The organism is Clostridium sp. BSD2780061688st1 H5 (assembly GCF_005845155.1).
Classification (GTDB): domain Bacteria; phylum Bacillota; class Clostridia; order Lachnospirales; family Lachnospiraceae; genus Claveliimonas; species Claveliimonas intestinigallinarum.
The window spans coordinates 18,345-34,413 of record NZ_SPGT01000012.1 but is presented as its reverse complement, the minus strand read 5'-3'; the positions used below and the strand labels follow the sequence as shown (position 1 = coordinate 34,413).

The following is a 16,069-nucleotide window of genomic DNA, read 5'->3' as shown; positions in this document are numbered from 1 at the left end:
GGGTGCGCAGGCCCGAAGGTCAGCGCACTCTCTTTTTCAGGACAGGTCCAAGGATCACCGTGAGGGCGATTTTGACCGCATCCCCCGGCAGATAGGGGATGACGCCGATGAGAAGACCTTCCATGACGCCCAGGTTCATCTGCACGCACAGCCATGCCGTGCCGAAGGCGTAGGTCACAGCCATGCCGAGCACAAGTCCGGCCACGCAGGCGCTCCGCCTCCAGTGGAAATGCTCGGCGATCAGTCCTCCGATTACAGTGAGGAAGATAAAGCCGATCAGGTAGCCGCCGGTGGGACCTGCGAATTTCCCTACGCCCCCCGAAAAGCCGGAGAAAACGGGGAGGCCGCACAGGCCCAGAAGCAGATAGATGATGCAGCTGGCCGTGGCCTTCTTCCAACCCAGCAGAAAAATGGAAAATCCCAGCACAAGATTGGTCAGCGTCAGCGGCACCGGGCTGAGCGGGATGGGGATGGACAGAGGTGCCAGTATACATGTGACAGCGGTCATAAGGGCGATGAGCACCAGACTCTGGGTGGAGAACCGGGAGCTGGATGAAGCCTTTTCGTTCGTTATGGACATAGATGTGATCCTCCTTCTGCTGCGACAAAAGGCAGCGCTGTGTTAAAAGCTGATTGCAGTATATAATAAAAACCGACCGATTGTCAACTTAAAAATAAATAGTAGTTAACAATTATATGTCGGAGAAATTAAAAATATCAGAATTATTTATTGCAATAAGAAAATTATAAATTAATTCAAATGAATAAAACAAATAGTGTTGACAAATCAAAGCCCCGGTGCTATTATATAGTCAATCCAAAAGAAATCCATTCCGAAACAAAGCTTCTGACGAGAAAGGAAGCTTTAAAAACAAAAAGGAAGGGTTTCAAAGCATAAATATTATATATTTCATATGTCGGTGAGATATATAGTATTTACCGGGAAATCAAAAGGAAGGAGGCTTAATCCATTGGACAATTCAGAATTTCATTTTCCATATGTCGGTGGTATGGCAGCAGATAGTTCCCAGAGAGTAAGCCTTTATAATAGAGGGACCGATAAAGTTTTATAAGGAAAGTTGATCGGAGAGTACAAAATATCGGTACAAAAAATAATCGATAAAGCTGCAGACATATCGGAACAGATACCACATATAGTTCAAAGATATTAGAGGATGCGTAAAGAAGCATCGAATAATATATCAGAATTTATATCAGGGAGCTGTGTAAAATATAAGTTATAGAAGGAATAGCTCAATATGGTTACAGACAAAGTTATCGTAATAAGGGATGAGGCTGTAACAGCAACGGCTATAGATATTATAATAACTGAGGATATATTTTATACAGATGATTATGAGGGCGATATAAATAAGTGATTTTGGAGATTTTGATCCGGACTTTGAGTTATAAATGTTCGAAGAGAAAGAGCAAAGGCGGGAACTTGATAAAATCGACATTCTATCCTCCGAGATAATATAAAATATGATAAAATTTAATAAAAGATAGCCACTATGACCAATAAAATGATCGTAGTGGCTATTTTTGTGATATATTTTGACATTGACTACCCTGTATGATACACTAAAAGAGTTAAAATATATACATTGTTATATAGAAACATATTTGTTGAGGTGAGAATATTGGATAAATACGAATATCGGGTTAAAACAGAGCAGATGCTTGAATACATGGAAAAAAAGCAGTACAAGAAAGCCATGGAGATCGCTGACACGATCGACTGGCGCCGTGTGAAAAACGCGTCCATGCTCAACAATGTAAGCGAGATTTATGAATATAACGGGGAGTATCAGAAGAGCAGGGATGTGCTGTTTATGGCCTATGACAGGGCTCCGGGGAGCAGGAAGACTGTCTACAGGCTGGGAACACTTGCTTTGAAGATCAATGACACAGATGAGGCTTCGGACTGCTATGAAGAGTTTGTCAGACTGGCGCCGAAGGACCCCAATCAGTTCATCTTAAAATATAAAATACTGAAGGCGCGCCGTGCGCCCCTGTCTGAGCAGATCGAGGCACTGGAGGATTTCAAAAAAGCGGAGTATGTGGAGAAATGGGCCTATGAGCTGGCAAAGCTCTACCATGAGGCCGGCATGACCGCAGAGTGCCTGGAGGAGTGTGATGATCTCATCCTCTGGTTCAGTGAAGGAAAATATGTCTATCAGGCCATGGAGCTGAAGATGAAATACAAGCCTCTGACTCCTCTGCAGCAGGAGAAGTACGACAGCATGAGAGGCGCGTCCACACACGCCGCTCACAGAGACAGGCTGGCTGAGGAGGAAGCGCCTGTGGAGGAGCAGGAAGAGACTGCGGCCCAGGAGGCCCCGGAAGCCGGGACAGGCATGGAGGACGCAGTGGAGACAGTCCAGGAGGAGCCTTCCCGGAACCCATCTGAGCAGAGAGCTCCCGAGACACCCGGCACCATCGACGCGGAGACAAGAGAGATCCGGCTGGATGAACTCCGGGCAGCGAGAGAGCAGGCCGCGCAGGCGGACGCCGCTTCTGAAGAGGAGACGACCGAGGCGGAGGAGCCGAGGAAAAAACGCAGGAAAGTGAAGGAGGAGTCTCCTATCCGTAAGACAGTCAAGGGCGCTACCCTGGCTGAAGCTCTGGCCAACGGCGTCAAGGTCGCCAGCGGCATGGACATAGAGGACATTGAGAAGAAGGCCAGCCCCAAGCGGGACGAGGATATGCGCATCACGGGCCAGATGAAGATCGAGGAGATCCTGGCGGCCTGGGAGGCAAAGCAGAAGGATAATGCCGAGGCCATCGAGGCCCAGAAGAAACGGGATGAAGAGAAGCTTGCCGAGAAGAAGCGGGAGGCGCAGCGCCGCCGCGAGGAGGAGGCAAGAAGGATAGAGGAGCAGCAGAGAGCCGCTGAGGAGGCAAGAAGGATCGCCGAGCAGAAGGCGGCTGAGGAGGCTAGAAGGTTGGCTGAGGAGCAGGCTGAGCAGGAGCGGATCCTGGCAAAGCAGAAAGCCGACGAGGAGAAGCGCCTCGCCCGCCAGAAGGCGGAAGAGGAGGAAGCCCTTCTGGACCGCATCGCTTCCGGACAGGTGACAGCCGAGCTGAAGGAGGCTGTGAAGAACGCTGTTCCCCAGGAGGAGGCAGAGGAACCTGCTGAGGAAGAGACAGTTGAGTCAGAGCTGGAGACAGAGATGACCGGCGGCATCGTGGAGACCGAGGAGGCCGATTACGAGGAAGCGCCTTTAGAGGAGACCCGGGAGCCGGAGCAGGAAGAGGCCGATTATGAGGAGTCGGACTATGAGGACGAAGACGACTATGAAGAGGAGCCAGCGGAGCCTGCAGCCGGGGCTGCGGATTTTGAGGAGCCCGCGGATGAGCCGGAGGATCTTGATGAGCCTGCAGGGAAGTCTGATACTGAGCCGGAGGAGAAGGAGGATAATCCTGTCACCGGCATGACAGCCGACCTGCGACAGCTCATGGAAGAACTGGAGGCTGAGGAGAGACAGTCCCGCAGAAAGGATGAGCCGGCAGATTTTGACGATGAATTCCAGGCAGCCTTTGCGGAGGAGTCCTACGAGGATGCGGATCTGGAAGACGAGGATGATTACGACGAGGCAGACTTCGAGGATGAAGACGACTATGAAGAGGAGTCGGCGGAGCCTGCGGATGAGGCCGGCAGCTATGAGGAAGATGACTATGACGAGGCCGATTACGAGGAAGATGATTACGACGAGGCTGGCTATGACGAAGATGACTATGACGAGGATGACTACGAGGAAGCCGGCTATGATGAGGACGACTATGACGAGGATGATCTTGTAGACGACTATGAGGACTACGACGACATAGACGATGAGGATTACGATGACGGCTTCTTCGACGAGGATGAAGAGGAGGAGCCGGAGGAAGAGGAAGGAATTCCCGCGGAGCCTGAGCACAAGCTGACAAGAAAAGAGAAGAGGGCCCAGAAGAAGGCGGAGAAAGAGGCCGCCAAGCAGGCGAGAAAGACAGAGGAGCTTGTCATCGAGGAGCCCACTGAGGAGGAGATCCAGAGAAGGATCCAGAAGGGAAAGGGCGGCGTGCCCTTTGACACTGGATTTGTGGTGACTGGACGTTACGACCTGAGCGCTACCAGCGAGATCGGTCTGAAGGCCGGACTCACGGAGGAGCAGAAGCAGCTCTTCTCCTACTTCGTTCCTGTCCGGGGCATGAGCGAGCAGATCGTGGAGGTACTGGACAATGACCGGAGAGAGAGGAGAGGCGGCACATCCCGCACCGGCAACATTCTGGTCATCGGCCACAAGGGATCCGGAAAGACAGTCCTCGCTGTGGACATGGTGAAGGCCATCCAGAAGCAGAGGAACCTGAAGCAGGGCAAGGTGGCTATCGTGACTGGCGAGTCCCTGAACAAGAAGGATATCCCCAACATCATCCAGAAGCTGCGGGGCGGCGCTATCATCATCGAGAAGGCAGGAAAGCTCAACGCAAGGACAGTCCGGGAGCTGAATATCCTGATGGAGAAGAAGACCGGAGAACTGCTCTTTGTCCTGGAGGATCAGAAGAAAGCGCTGGAGAGACTGTTTACAGCCAATCCGGAATTCAAGAAGAAATTTACATCCAGGCTGGAGCTTCCGGTATTTATCAACGACGAGCTGGTTACCTTCGGGCAGACCTACGCCAAGGAGAACGGCTACAAGCTGGATGAGATGGGTATCCTGGCCCTCTACAGCAGGATCGATGTGATGCAGAGAGAGGATCACGCTGTTTCTGTAGCTGAGGTGAAGGAGATCATGGATGCGGCTATTGACCACTCCCAGAAGGCAAATGTCAAGCATCTCGCCCGTCGGATGTTCCGGAAGGGGACAGACGAGTCAGATCGTATTATCCTGAAGGAAGACGATTTCAAGATCTAAAAACTGTATAAAATGTATAAAAAAGAAGGAGTTTTGACAAAATAGATTGTTCAAAACTCTTTCTTTTTATGGGGTGATAAAGTATAATAGATGTATTAGAAATTGAACATGAGAGGGTGAAATCATGGCAGTAAAGAAGAACATAAAACCTTATGAGATCGGGGAACTTGACCATTATCTGTTCGGGCAGGGAACCCATTACGAGATATACAGGAAGCTGGGCGCCCACCGGGTAAAGGACGGAGATCAGGAGGGCGTTTATTTTGCTGTCTGGGCTCCCCACGCTCAGGGTGTTTCCGTGGTGGGCGACTTCAACGGTTGGAACAGGGAGGCAAATCCCATGGAAAGAGGAGAGCCTCTCGGCATTTACACCTGCTTTGTGCCGGATCTGCCGGAGATGTCACTGTACAAATACTGTATCAAGACCTACAAGGGCGAGTACATCCTGAAGGCGGATCCGTTTGCCAACTATGCGGAGAAGAGGCCGGGGACGGCGTCCAGAGTTGTGGATCTGTCCCATATCTCCTGGACGGACAGTGAGTGGATGGAGAAGCGCAGGACGTGGGATCACACGGTAGAGCCCATGTCCATCTATGAGGTTCATATCGGATCCTGGAAGAAACACCCGCTGACAGAGGACGATGAGGATGGCTTCTACAATTACCGGGAATTTGCTAAAGAGATCGTGAAATATGTGAAATACATGGGCTACACCCACGTTGAGATCATGGGGATCGCGGAGCATCCCTTTGACGGCTCCTGGGGCTACCAGGTGACAGGCTACTTTGCCCCCACATCCCGGTACGGCACGCCGGAGGATTTTGCCTGGATGATTAACTACCTGCACCGCAACAAGATCGGCGTTATCCTGGATTGGGTGCCCGCTCATTTCCCGAGGGATGCTCACGGGCTTGCGGATTTTGATGGAACGCCCACATTTGAGTACGCGGATCCCAGGAAGGGAGAGCATCCGGACTGGGGTACGAAGATTTTCGATTACGGGAAAAACGAGGTGCAGAACTTCCTCATATCCAACGCCCTTTTCTGGATCGAGAATTATCATGTGGACGGGCTTCGGGTAGACGCGGTGGCGTCCATGCTCTATCTGGATTACGGGAAGCAGGATGGCCAGTGGGTTGCCAACAAGTATGGCGGCAATAAGAACCTAGAGGCTATCGGATTTTTCAAGCATCTGAATTCTGTGGTGCTGGGGAGAAATCCGGGTGCGGTGATGATCGCGGAGGAGTCCACCGCATGGCCCAAGGTGACGGGCAAGGTGGAGGACGACGGCCTTGGCTTCAGCCTGAAGTGGAATATGGGCTGGATGCATGATTTCACTGAGTACATGAAGCTGGATCCCTATTTCCGTAAAGGGGCCCACAATCTGATGACATTTGCCATGAGCTATGCCTACAGTGAGAATTACATCCTTGTTCTCTCCCACGATGAGGTAGTCCATCTGAAATGCTCCATGCTGAACAAGATGCCCGGGCTTGGATTTGACAAGTACGCCAACCTGAAGGCAGGCTACGCCTTCATGATCGGACATGCAGGCAAGAAGCTGCTCTTTATGGGGCAGGAGTTCGCCCAGCTCAGGGAGTGGAGCGAGAAGAGGGAGCTGGACTGGTTCCTTCTGGCGGAGCCGGAGCACCAGGCCATCCAGAACTGGATGAGAGACCTGCTCCATTTGTACAGGAAGAACAGAGCCCTCTACGATCAGGACAGCACCTGGGAGGGATTCGAGTGGATCAACGCGGACGACAGGGACAGGAGCATTTACAGCTTCATGCGCCACGGAAAAGGCGGCAAGAAGAATCTGCTCTTTGTCATCAATTTCACCCCCATGGCCAGGGACGACTACCGGGTGGGTGTTCCCAGGAGGAAGCAGTACAAGCTGATCATGAACAGTGATGACCTGCAGTACGGCGGAAAGGGCGAGGTGAGGCCCAAGGTCTACAAGGCTGTGAAGTCCGAGTGCGACGGAAGGCCCTACTCATTTGCCTACAAGCTGCCTCCCTACGGAGTGGCAATCTTTGAATTTTAGAGAGAGTTATGATATGATCTACAGGCGGAAGGAGAGATCCATCCGCCTGTATTTTGGTGTGATACGCCCGGAGGACGTTCGATTAGCGCCGACCGTGGCGGAGACCATCGAGCGGCAATGCCGGGAGATGAGCGAGATGTCATGATGAGAGGGCAGGGGAAGGGAGCTTTCTCTATCTGATTAAAAGAGGAAAGGAGACAGACAAAATGCGTCTGAGAAATATACCGCGGGCAGAGAGCGTGCTGGAGGCCCACGATAAAGTGATCAAAAATGAGAAGGAGTTAAAGGGCAGGTGGAAGGAAGTCTTTGGAAATGACAACCCTGTCTATATAGAGATTGGCATGGGAAAAGGGCAGTTCCTCACAGAGATGGCGGCCCGGCATCCAGATCGGAACTATATCGGTATCGAGAGGTATTCCAGTGTCCTTCTCCGGGCGGTGGAGAGGCTGGACAAGCTGGAGGCGGACAGCCGGGCTTTGGAAAATATCCGGTTCATCTGCATGGATGCGGCTCAGATCGGCGAGGTGTTTGAGAAGGGGGAGGTGCGGGGCATTTACCTCAATTTCTCTGATCCCTGGCCCAAGAAGAGGCATGCCAGACGGCGACTCACATCCAGGGAATTTTTTGTCAGGTACGACCAGGTGTTGGCGCCGGAGGGCCGGGTAGAGTTTAAGACTGACAACCAGGATCTGTTCCGGTTTTCTCTGGAGGAGGCGGACGAGGCCGGCTGGAGAGTGCTCATGAGCACCTGGGATCTTCACAGCGACCCGGACATGAACAGAGGAAATGTGATGACAGAGTATGAAGAAAAATTTTCTGCAAAGGGAAATCCCATCTGCAAGCTGATTGCCGGAAGGCAGAGATCCTTCCGGGAGGGGGAAAGTCAATAGGCGGAACCCTTCTGCATACTATATAGGGAGAAGATTTTGCGAAGGAGACTGGCATATGGGGAAGAGAAGACCGGGAGGTATCTCCAGGTGGAGCTGCACAATGTACCGGCTCAGAAAGAGAAACCGTCTCATTGACTGCTTTCACAGATCTATGCGAGAGGTGTACCGCATACTCAATCCCAGATGCTGACCCAGGAGAGCGGAAAGGATGTTCTGATGTATCACCTGACAGAGGAGAGCTTTGATATAGAGGTCCTGAGAGAGAAGGGGGCTGTAGTTGTCATGTTTTACGAAAGATGGTGTCCGAAATGCTCCATGACAAAGCCTATTGTGGAGGAGCTGGAGAAAAAATACAGAGGAAGGATCAAGTTCTGCGAGGTGGAGGTGGCGGAAAATCCCCGCCTTGCGGCCGCCTGCGGGGCAGACATTGTGCCTGCGTTTCTGTTTGTGAAAGGGGGCGCGGTGGAGGCCTCCATGAAGGGCACCACCGGAGAGAAAATACTGGAAAAAAGGCTGAAGGAATTGCTCTGAGGGGCAGTTCCTTTCTTTTTTCTTCGTCCATTTTTAAGAAAAGTTTCGTGTACAATCCGGCCGGAATGTGTTATATTGAGTACGGTAAAGATTAGCGTCGGCGCGTTTCGGCGCTGCATCGGCCAGAAAATAATTAAAAAGGGAGACAAGGTTTTTTAACCGAACGGACTATGAAAATGAAGAAAGTTTTGCCACTTCTTATGGCGGCGGTAATGATGACATCTGGCATTCCCATGGCAGTGTCTGCCTCAGAGACGGGGAGCACCTCGCAGGATGCGGGAAGCGCAGAGTCAGGAACAGGCGGTACAGACGGAACGGGCAGCACTTCCGGGGAGACGGGTTCCCAGAGCGGAACGAATAGCGGAGGTGACGTGACAGGCGGAACCACATCTGACGGAACCGGGCAGAGCAGTAAAGATACAGACAGAACCGGACAGGGAACAGGAAGCGCGGACGGCACTGTGACAGAGGATGAACAGCAGAAGGACGATGCTGCAGATGAGAACACAGATGCAGAAGAAGAGGATACAGATACCTCCGAGGGAAACACGGACAGCGGAAAGGTGGTCACTCTCGGCGAGAACTTAAATGAGGAGCAGAGAGCTTCCATGTACGAGTATTTTGGCACATCTCCGGATGAAGTACAGACTATTGTCGTCACACATGCGGACGAGGTGCAGTACATGGAGGGGATTGCCACAGACGAGCAGATCGGACCTACCACAAACAGCTGTGCCTATGTGGAGCCCACAGACTCCGGCGGCATCAAGGTGAAGACGGCGAACCTGAACTTTGTGACGAGCGCTATGATCGCCAGTACCCTGACCACAGCGGGTATGGAGAACTGCAATGTCATCGCGGCCTGCCCCTTTGAGGTGTCCGGCACCGGAGCCCTGACAGGTATTATCATGGCCTACGAGACAGCCAGCGGCGAGGAACTGGACGAGGGACAGAAGGAAGCCGCCATGGAGGAGCTCGTGACGACAGGCGACCTGGCTGACAGCGTAGGCCAGGAGAAGGCCACAGAGGTCATCAAGGATGTCAAGACAGAGGTCATCGATGAGGGACTGACTGATCCGGAGGAAATCGGAGAGGCTGTTGACAATATTGCGGAAGATAACGATATCACGTTGACAGATGACCAGAGAGACCAGGTAGTGGCCCTGATGGAAAAGATTTCCCAGTACGATTACGACGTGAATGCTCTGAAGGACACGCTGAATAATCTGACCGGAGACAGCGGCGTGCTCTCCAACATCTGGAATTCCGTCAAGACCTTCTTTGTGGGATCAAACGACGGCATTCTTAGCGACACAAACGATGAGGCCCTTGGATCCGATGTCATCACTGACAGCACAGTCAATGAGGGCGGATTCAAAGACGGCCTGCTCACAAGAATTAAGAATTTTTTCACAGGTGAATAATATTGCAAAAGCAGACGTAATACTTTTTAAAAGTATTACGTCTGCTTTTGCAGTTACTGGTGTCCTGTTGTGTCGCCAGCCCCGCTCCATTGTGTCAATTGTTCCGTTGGCTGTGGAAATTCTCCGGCGCAGGCTAGGGAAATCCTGCTTTTGTCAGAGTATTCTCCTGTGAAAAACAGACAGGCCTCAGGCGGAACCGCTCTGGGACGGATAGAAGAGAAAAAGATCCGGCGGGAAACAGGTGAAAGAGAAGAACAGGAGGGCGATGAGGAGCCAGCCCAGGAAAATGAGCATGGGGTCAGCCTGGCGGAAGCTCCGGAGCAGGTGGCCGGAGATGACGTAGGAAAAGCAGACTCCGATCAGGAAGATGAGGATGTCGGCCACGAAGAAATCCCTCCCCAGGATAAAGGTGTACAGATAGTATAAAACTACAATGATGGCCATGCCGGCTGTGACGCCTGCCAGCCTGGCGCCGAACAGAGCCCGGGGATTGGGACGCCGGATGAAATACTCCACTACAGTCAGGAGTAGGATGGGGAAAAACAGGAGCTTTAAATGCTCCCACACGGACTCGTTGACTGGTGAAATGAGCGCGGCAAAAGGATTTTTGCCGGAAAAATCATACAGGAAATGAAAGGCGCTTCCCAGGAGCGCCGCCGAGAGCATATAGAGGAAATCCCTCCGTCTGCAGATCTGAAGCAATGCTTGTCCCTCCTTGTCCGGGCCGGCCGGATGTGGCCGGTTGTATTGTTATAAAGTATATATATGCGGGCATAAAGAAAAAAAGAAGAAAAAATTAAAAAAACTGCTTGCATTATTCGAGGAACTGTTATATAATATTTCTTGCGTTGAGGAGTGACTCGACAGAAAATAAAAGATGCGCGATTAGCTCAGCTGGCAGAGCACCTGACTCTTAATCAGGGTGTCCAGGGTTCGAACCCCTGATCGCGCATTCAAAAATCGCTGATTTTAAGGACGTAGAAGCCTTGGGGTCGGCGGTTTTTTTCTGCTCTTTTTTATCGCATTACAGAGAAAAGTCTGTGCGGAATGAGGTATAATAATGTCAGATGGAAAGGCAGATTGAACATGAAGGATAAAGAGACCAGGAAAAAACGGAAAAAGACAAAATGGAAAAGAAGAGTGCTGGCAGTCTGCCTTGTGCTCATTCTGATCCCGGCCGGATATATAGGGGCGATCTTTAGCTGGATGGGGAAGGTGGAGCCGGAGACAGATGCAGTCAGCACAAATACAGAGAGCTCCCTGTACACGCTGGAAGAATTTTCAGAGCGCCTGGAGCCATACAGCGGACTCTATGAGGAGGCTGTCCTTGCCCATGCAGATGAGCCGGACAGCGGAACGTATGTGATACCCGGCCTTGAGTCTGCCCGGACGTTGACCAACAACAGGGCAGAGAGTTTTTCCATCTGTACGAGTATGACACCCCAGGGGATCGCCGTGTCGGAGCGGTATCTCTTTATCAGCGCTTACTGCCAGTCAAAGACCCACAATTCGGTCATCTTCATGATCGACAAGGAGATTCACGAATTTGTCAAGGAGATCGTCCTGCCGGGCAAGGCCCATGTGGGAAGTCTTGCTTACGACGCCCAGAACAATAATCTGTGGGTGTGCGGGAGCCGCAGCGGCATTGCCCAGGTGAACGCCCTGGCCATGGAGAGCATAGAGGAGTATGATTTTTCCGAGAGCTGGAAGCCCATCAGCTTCCTCCATGTAAATAACATCCTGGATATACCAAGAAGCTCCTTTATGGCCTATCAGGCGCCTTATCTGTATGTGGGCTACTATTCCACAAAGGAGGACAGCACCATCAAGAAGTATGAGGTGCAGGATGACGGAAATATTCAGAGCGTTCCCATAGAGCACCGCACGTCCAGGATCCGACAGGGGGTGGCGGAGGAAGAGGATCTGAAGATCTCCCCCTATGCCCAGGGCATGACCTTTCTGGGAGACATTCTTTTCCTGTCCTATTCCATGGGTATTGTTCCCTCCCGGCTGGCAGCCTATCAGGTGTCGGACGGGATCCGTGATTTCACGGATGAGATGGCGCTGGAGGATATACGCCTTCCCTATATGCTGGAGCAGATCTGCATGGACGGGGGAACCATGTACCTCCTCTTTGAGTCAGGGGCCTATCCATACCGGTATCTTCCGGGGCTTTCTGTGGACCGGGTGCTGAAGATCGACCTGCTGTGATCTGGAAAATCATTTTTGGAAAATATGTTCTGAAGACAGCGAAAACCCGCTGGCCCTTCGGCCGGCGGGTTTTCGTCGTTGTTATAGTTATCTAAAGGAATGAGAGTAAAGTGTGATGCCTGTTGTCTGGCATCTGTACTTAATGAGGGGGGAAGATAGTTGATGTGTTCTTCAACTATCTGACCTTTATTATAGAGGGAAAATATGTCCAAAGTATGGAGGAAAACTTAAAGAACACGAAAATTTCTTAAAGCGAGATTAAGAAAATCTAAAAACCGTCTGTAAAGGCTACAGAGTCTGCGCGGCACAGCCGCGGGCTTTCCTGCCCGGATGTGCCGCGCCGGGAAGGGACAACGGAAAAACCCGCCGGCCGCTGCGGCCGACGGGTCTGTCTGTTTTTATAACTATTAAAGGAATGAGAGTAAAGTGTGGTGCATCGAAGGGGAGGACCCTTCGATGCGTCTACTTTATGAGGGGGGAGATAGTTGATGTGTTCTTCAACTATCTGTCCTTTATTATAAAGAGAAAATGTGTTCAAAATGTGTTTTCTTTCAAAAAGAAACGAAAAAAATATAAAAAACATCTAAAGTAAAGATAAATGAAATCTAAAAGAGAGCATATTTCCTTGACTGTATGACCGCTATACACTTTATGATATGATTGATTTATATAGAGACAGGGAGGTGGGGAGCGTGAACACCCAGCAGGTGGAAAAAGAGACAGGGGTCACTCGCCAGAATATCCGCTATTATGAGAAGGCGGGACTGCTTCATCCGGAGCGTGATAAGGGAAATGCGTACCGCATTTATTCAGAAGAAGATGTGGAAGCTCTGAAGATCATTAAAATGCTCCGCATGCTGGATATGCCGCTGGAAGATATACGCAGAGTACTGGAGCAAGAGGAGACCATTACCGAGGCGGTAGCAAGACAGCGAGAGCTCCTTCTGGCACGCCAGAGACAGCTGAAAGCGGCAGTGGACATGTGTGACAGAATACGGAAGGAAGGAGACGAGAAATTCAATGTAGATGCCTGCCTGAACCAGATGGAGGAGATGGAGAGACAGGGAAGCGTTTTCGCCAGGATCGTGGAGGACTACAGGAAGGTAGCCCGGATGGAAGAAAAGAGAGAAATCTGTTTCCATGTCGAAAGAAAAGCAGAACATCCAAAAGACATTATAAAAGAGGTGGAAAAATACGGGGAAGCGAACGGGCTGGATATACAGAGAATAAAAGGGGAAAAGGGAGTGGTATTTCTTCTGGATGGAGAAAAATACGAAGCGAAAACAGTTCGGCTGAGAAAATCGGATATACGAGACGGAAAGAAATACCTGGTTTTGTGCAGAAGATGTTGCTCGCCGGAGGCTGAGAGAGCGGAGGTGCACATGGAGCCGGGAAGGATGAAATTTTTCCAGGCAGTCCATATGATCGTCCGCAATATCGGCAGGCAGAAACAAAAAAGTGCCCTGAATATTCTTGTGTGTATAGTTTCTATTTCTCTTGCGGCTTTTTACCAGGCAAACATTGACAGCTGCAGGCAGCAGCGAGATGAGCTGGATCAGATTTATACAATCCGCGGAGAGGTCTGGAACTACAATGGAGGAGTAAATTCCGGCCTGAAAATCGGAGAACAGTATGCTTCTGCTTTGAGAGAGAGCCCTTATATTTCGGAACTTCAGGAAAGCGTGGATCTTTGCGGGACGGCGGGTGAAGCGGAAACCTATGTACAGGCAAAGGGGATAAACTGTCTTGCGGCCGCACAGCTTAGGGACAGGGATCTTGCGTGGGAGCCGGGCATGAATGAAGAGACTTTCCTGAAAGGGGAGCGGCAGGATTGCTGCATTGCGGACGACAGATTTCTTTCTGAAAATGGACTGAAGATAGGAGATACACTGTGTGCGCAGATGTTTTACTACACAGAGACAGAGGATGCTCTGGGGCTGACGGCAGAGCCCCTCGGCACTGTGAGGATGGAAATTGTCGGGAGCGGGGACATGGCCGCCGAAGGGGCACTGCTGTGCCCTTTGCGGGCAGTGCGGAGCTGGTTTGAGGAAAATGGGGCTGTCTACATGCCTTCCAGGATGAGCTTTGCCCTGGAGAGCGGGAAACATCTTGATGCCTTTAAGCGGGAAATGGATCAAGCGGGATTTATGGAAGTGACTGACGGAAGCGGGGCGGCAGGATACTATAAGGGAAATGCCCTTGTTATTGATGACAGCGCCTATTTGGAGGCTTTGGAAAATGTAGAAAAAAACATGCGGTTTTTGCAGGCGTTTTACCCGCTTGCCCTTCTGCTTATGATGGCAGGTGGATTGATCCGGAAGAGCTTGACTTTGAGGGGGCTGATTATATCCAAAAGCCAAAGAAACGGGTTTTCTTCGGCGCCTATATGCCGGAGTATGTTCTTTACAACACGGAGGACGGGTATGATTTTGACTACATGATGGAGTCAGGCAATCGCTCTATCATTGCAGAGGTGGAACCGCTGTGGACCGGTAAGGCGGCTCCTGTCAAGGTGCGGGTCAAGCGTCTGCTGATGGGGAATGAAAACCTGTTCCTGGGAGATCTGTGGATCTGTGATCACTATAATCCTGACCCGCCCGTCCTGGAGAAGGGAAAGACATATATTGTGAGTCTTGTATCTGGTATGACCCGGCATGACACAGGAAATGATGAGGATTTTTCGTCGGAATATACCTTTTCTGAGCTTCGCTCAACCCAGTGCACTGCACAGGGAGAGCAGGTGACGGGCAGCTTTGAGGGGCTGAAGATCGATGAGGTTACGGACGGCTTTTATGAGACGGAGAAAGGCAGACAGTGGCTGGCAGTGCTGGATGAGCAGTATCTTTTGGTCAATACAGTCCCGGTACAGCCGGTAGATGATCTGAGGCTTCTCAGAGGATTTTATGAGGGAAATGCCTATGTGGAAGAGGGGAGAGAGTTTACAGAGGGGGAGTATAAAGAAGGGGCATCGGTATGTCTCGTGCCTGACCTGTTTGCGAAAATGAACGGGCTGCAGGTGGGAGATAAGATCACTCTCCCTTTGATCTATGCGAATTATGTTTCTCCGGCGAATGTGTATCCGCCATCCGGCAGCGGGATTGCGGGGGGCTTTTCGTTGATTGATGCCGATGGACAGCTCTATCAGCCATTTGCCGAAGAGACGTGTGAGATCGTGGGGATCTATGCGCAGGATACAAGACGGGATTTTGCAGACGATGCGATTGCCTTCAATGAGATCATCATCCCCGGGATGCTGGTGGAGGGCGGCTGGTCGGAAAATATCGTGGAAGCCAGTCCTATGCGCGCGGACAATACATCCTTCCAGATACCAAACGGCACGATAGCGAAATATATGAAGGGATTTCAGCAGCTTGGATATGATGACCTAAAGATACGTTTCTATGACAATGGGTATTCGGACATGCAGGAGGGAATAGAAAACAGAAAGATCAGCTCGTATACATTTCTGGCAGGAGGAGTCCTGATGACTGTGCTGGTGCTTCTGCTTTTTGGCTACCTGTTTATCGGGAGACAGGAACAGAGAACGGCCATCGAGAGGTGCCTGGGAATGACAAGGAGGGGATGCGCGCTCTCTCTGATGTCGGGGATGATGCTTCTGGTGGTGGCTGGGATTATTGCTGGAGGCGTGGCCGGTGCAGCGGGTGTCGCATTGATCTCGAAAGAGGCCGGACAGGAGACGGATTATAATACTATGTACAGTCAGAGCAGCCTTTCTGCCGGACTGGAGGAGGCGCAGGGGGAAACAGATCAGGAAGAGACAGATGTGAACCTGCCCCTTTGCGGAGTGATACCGGCTGCTGTGACTGTTGCGGTAGTATCTGTGGCAGTCATCGGAGGATTTGCGTACAGGAATTTAAGAAGAGAACCTCTTGTGCTGCTGGAACAATATGAAGAGTAGAGAAAACCGCAGGTCCTCTGCCTTGCCGGATGGTGTGGCGGAGGATCTGTTTTTGTGCAAAATGACAGTTTTTCCTGTGAAAAGAAGAGAAAAAAGATCTTTCGTTTGTGTAAAATTTGTCTGATCTGAGCTGAAATGATCGACTATATATT

12 protein-coding genes and 1 tRNA gene are annotated in these 16,069 nt (G+C 51.0%); 11 read left to right on the top strand and 2 right to left on the bottom strand.

What is annotated here, in order from left to right:
• Positions 1-19 precede the first annotated feature (19 nt).
• Positions 20-580, bottom strand: coding sequence for a biotin transporter BioY (locus FGQ86_RS09180; RefSeq protein ID WP_033126155.1), 561 nt, complete (start codon positions 578-580; stop codon positions 20-22).
• A gap of 1,111 nt (positions 581-1,691) precedes the next feature.
• On the opposite strand from FGQ86_RS09180, the gene FGQ86_RS09175 reads away from it, so the two are divergent.
• The 7 genes from FGQ86_RS09175 to FGQ86_RS09155 all read left to right on the top strand — a co-directional run bounded on the left by FGQ86_RS09175 (position 1,692) and on the right by FGQ86_RS09155 (position 9,787).
• Positions 1,692-4,898, top strand: coding sequence for a hypothetical protein (locus tag FGQ86_RS09175; protein ID WP_243127205.1), 3,207 nt, complete (start codon positions 1,692-1,694; stop codon positions 4,896-4,898).
• A 124-nt stretch (positions 4,899-5,022) separates the two neighbouring features.
• On the top strand, positions 5,023-6,942 hold the full coding sequence (gene glgB, locus FGQ86_RS09170; protein ID WP_033126157.1) for a 1,4-alpha-glucan branching protein GlgB: 1,920 nt from the start codon (positions 5,023-5,025) through the stop codon (positions 6,940-6,942).
• Positions 6,932-7,087: a hypothetical protein gene (locus FGQ86_RS16225; RefSeq protein ID WP_171031532.1), complete on the top strand. Its 156-nt coding sequence runs from the start codon at positions 6,932-6,934 to the stop codon at positions 7,085-7,087. Before glgB ends, FGQ86_RS16225 begins: the two co-directional genes overlap by 11 nt.
• A 61-nt stretch (positions 7,088-7,148) precedes the next feature.
• Positions 7,149-7,832: a tRNA (guanosine(46)-N7)-methyltransferase TrmB gene (trmB, locus tag FGQ86_RS09165; RefSeq protein WP_138303609.1), complete on the top strand. Its 684-nt coding sequence runs from the start codon at positions 7,149-7,151 to the stop codon at positions 7,830-7,832.
• A 55-nt stretch (positions 7,833-7,887) separates the two neighbouring features.
• The gene (locus FGQ86_RS16595; RefSeq protein WP_255349848.1) at positions 7,888-8,022 is read left to right on the top strand and encodes a hypothetical protein; all 135 of its coding nucleotides are present in this window, start codon (positions 7,888-7,890) and stop codon (positions 8,020-8,022) included.
• Between the two features lie 26 nt (positions 8,023-8,048).
• Positions 8,049-8,363 carry a thioredoxin domain-containing protein gene (locus tag FGQ86_RS09160; protein WP_033126195.1) on the top strand — a complete coding sequence of 105 codons (315 nt, stop codon included), beginning with the start codon at positions 8,049-8,051 and terminating at the stop codon, positions 8,361-8,363.
• Positions 8,364-8,575: 212 nt separating this feature from the next.
• Complete coding sequence (locus FGQ86_RS09155; protein ID WP_243127204.1) at positions 8,576-9,787, top strand: DUF1002 domain-containing protein; 1,212 nt, start codon at positions 8,576-8,578, stop codon at positions 9,785-9,787.
• Positions 9,788-9,973: 186 nt separating this feature from the next.
• Here the strand turns inward: FGQ86_RS09155 and FGQ86_RS09150 are convergent, their stop codons facing one another.
• Positions 9,974-10,489 carry a DUF6512 family protein gene (locus FGQ86_RS09150; protein ID WP_138303607.1) on the bottom strand — a complete coding sequence of 172 codons (516 nt, stop codon included), beginning with the start codon at positions 10,487-10,489 and terminating at the stop codon, positions 9,974-9,976.
• Positions 10,490-10,666: 177 nt separating this feature from the next.
• Between FGQ86_RS09150 and FGQ86_RS09145 the strand changes: the two genes are divergently transcribed.
• The 4 genes from FGQ86_RS09145 to FGQ86_RS09130 all read left to right on the top strand — a co-directional run bounded on the left by FGQ86_RS09145 (position 10,667) and on the right by FGQ86_RS09130 (position 15,917).
• A tRNA-Lys gene (locus FGQ86_RS09145) sits at positions 10,667-10,739 on the top strand.
• Positions 10,740-10,873: 134 nt separating this feature from the next.
• A complete protein-coding gene (locus tag FGQ86_RS09140; protein ID WP_138303605.1) occupies positions 10,874-11,998 on the top strand; it encodes a hypothetical protein in 1,125 nt (374 codons plus the stop codon).
• Between the two features lie 692 nt (positions 11,999-12,690).
• A complete protein-coding gene (locus FGQ86_RS09135; protein ID WP_171031531.1) occupies positions 12,691-14,439 on the top strand; it encodes a MerR family transcriptional regulator in 1,749 nt (582 codons plus the stop codon).
• Positions 14,385-15,917, top strand: coding sequence for an FtsX-like permease family protein (locus FGQ86_RS09130; protein ID WP_138303601.1), 1,533 nt, complete (start codon positions 14,385-14,387; stop codon positions 15,915-15,917). Before FGQ86_RS09135 ends, FGQ86_RS09130 begins: the two co-directional genes overlap by 55 nt.
• Positions 15,918-16,069 lie beyond the last annotated feature (152 nt).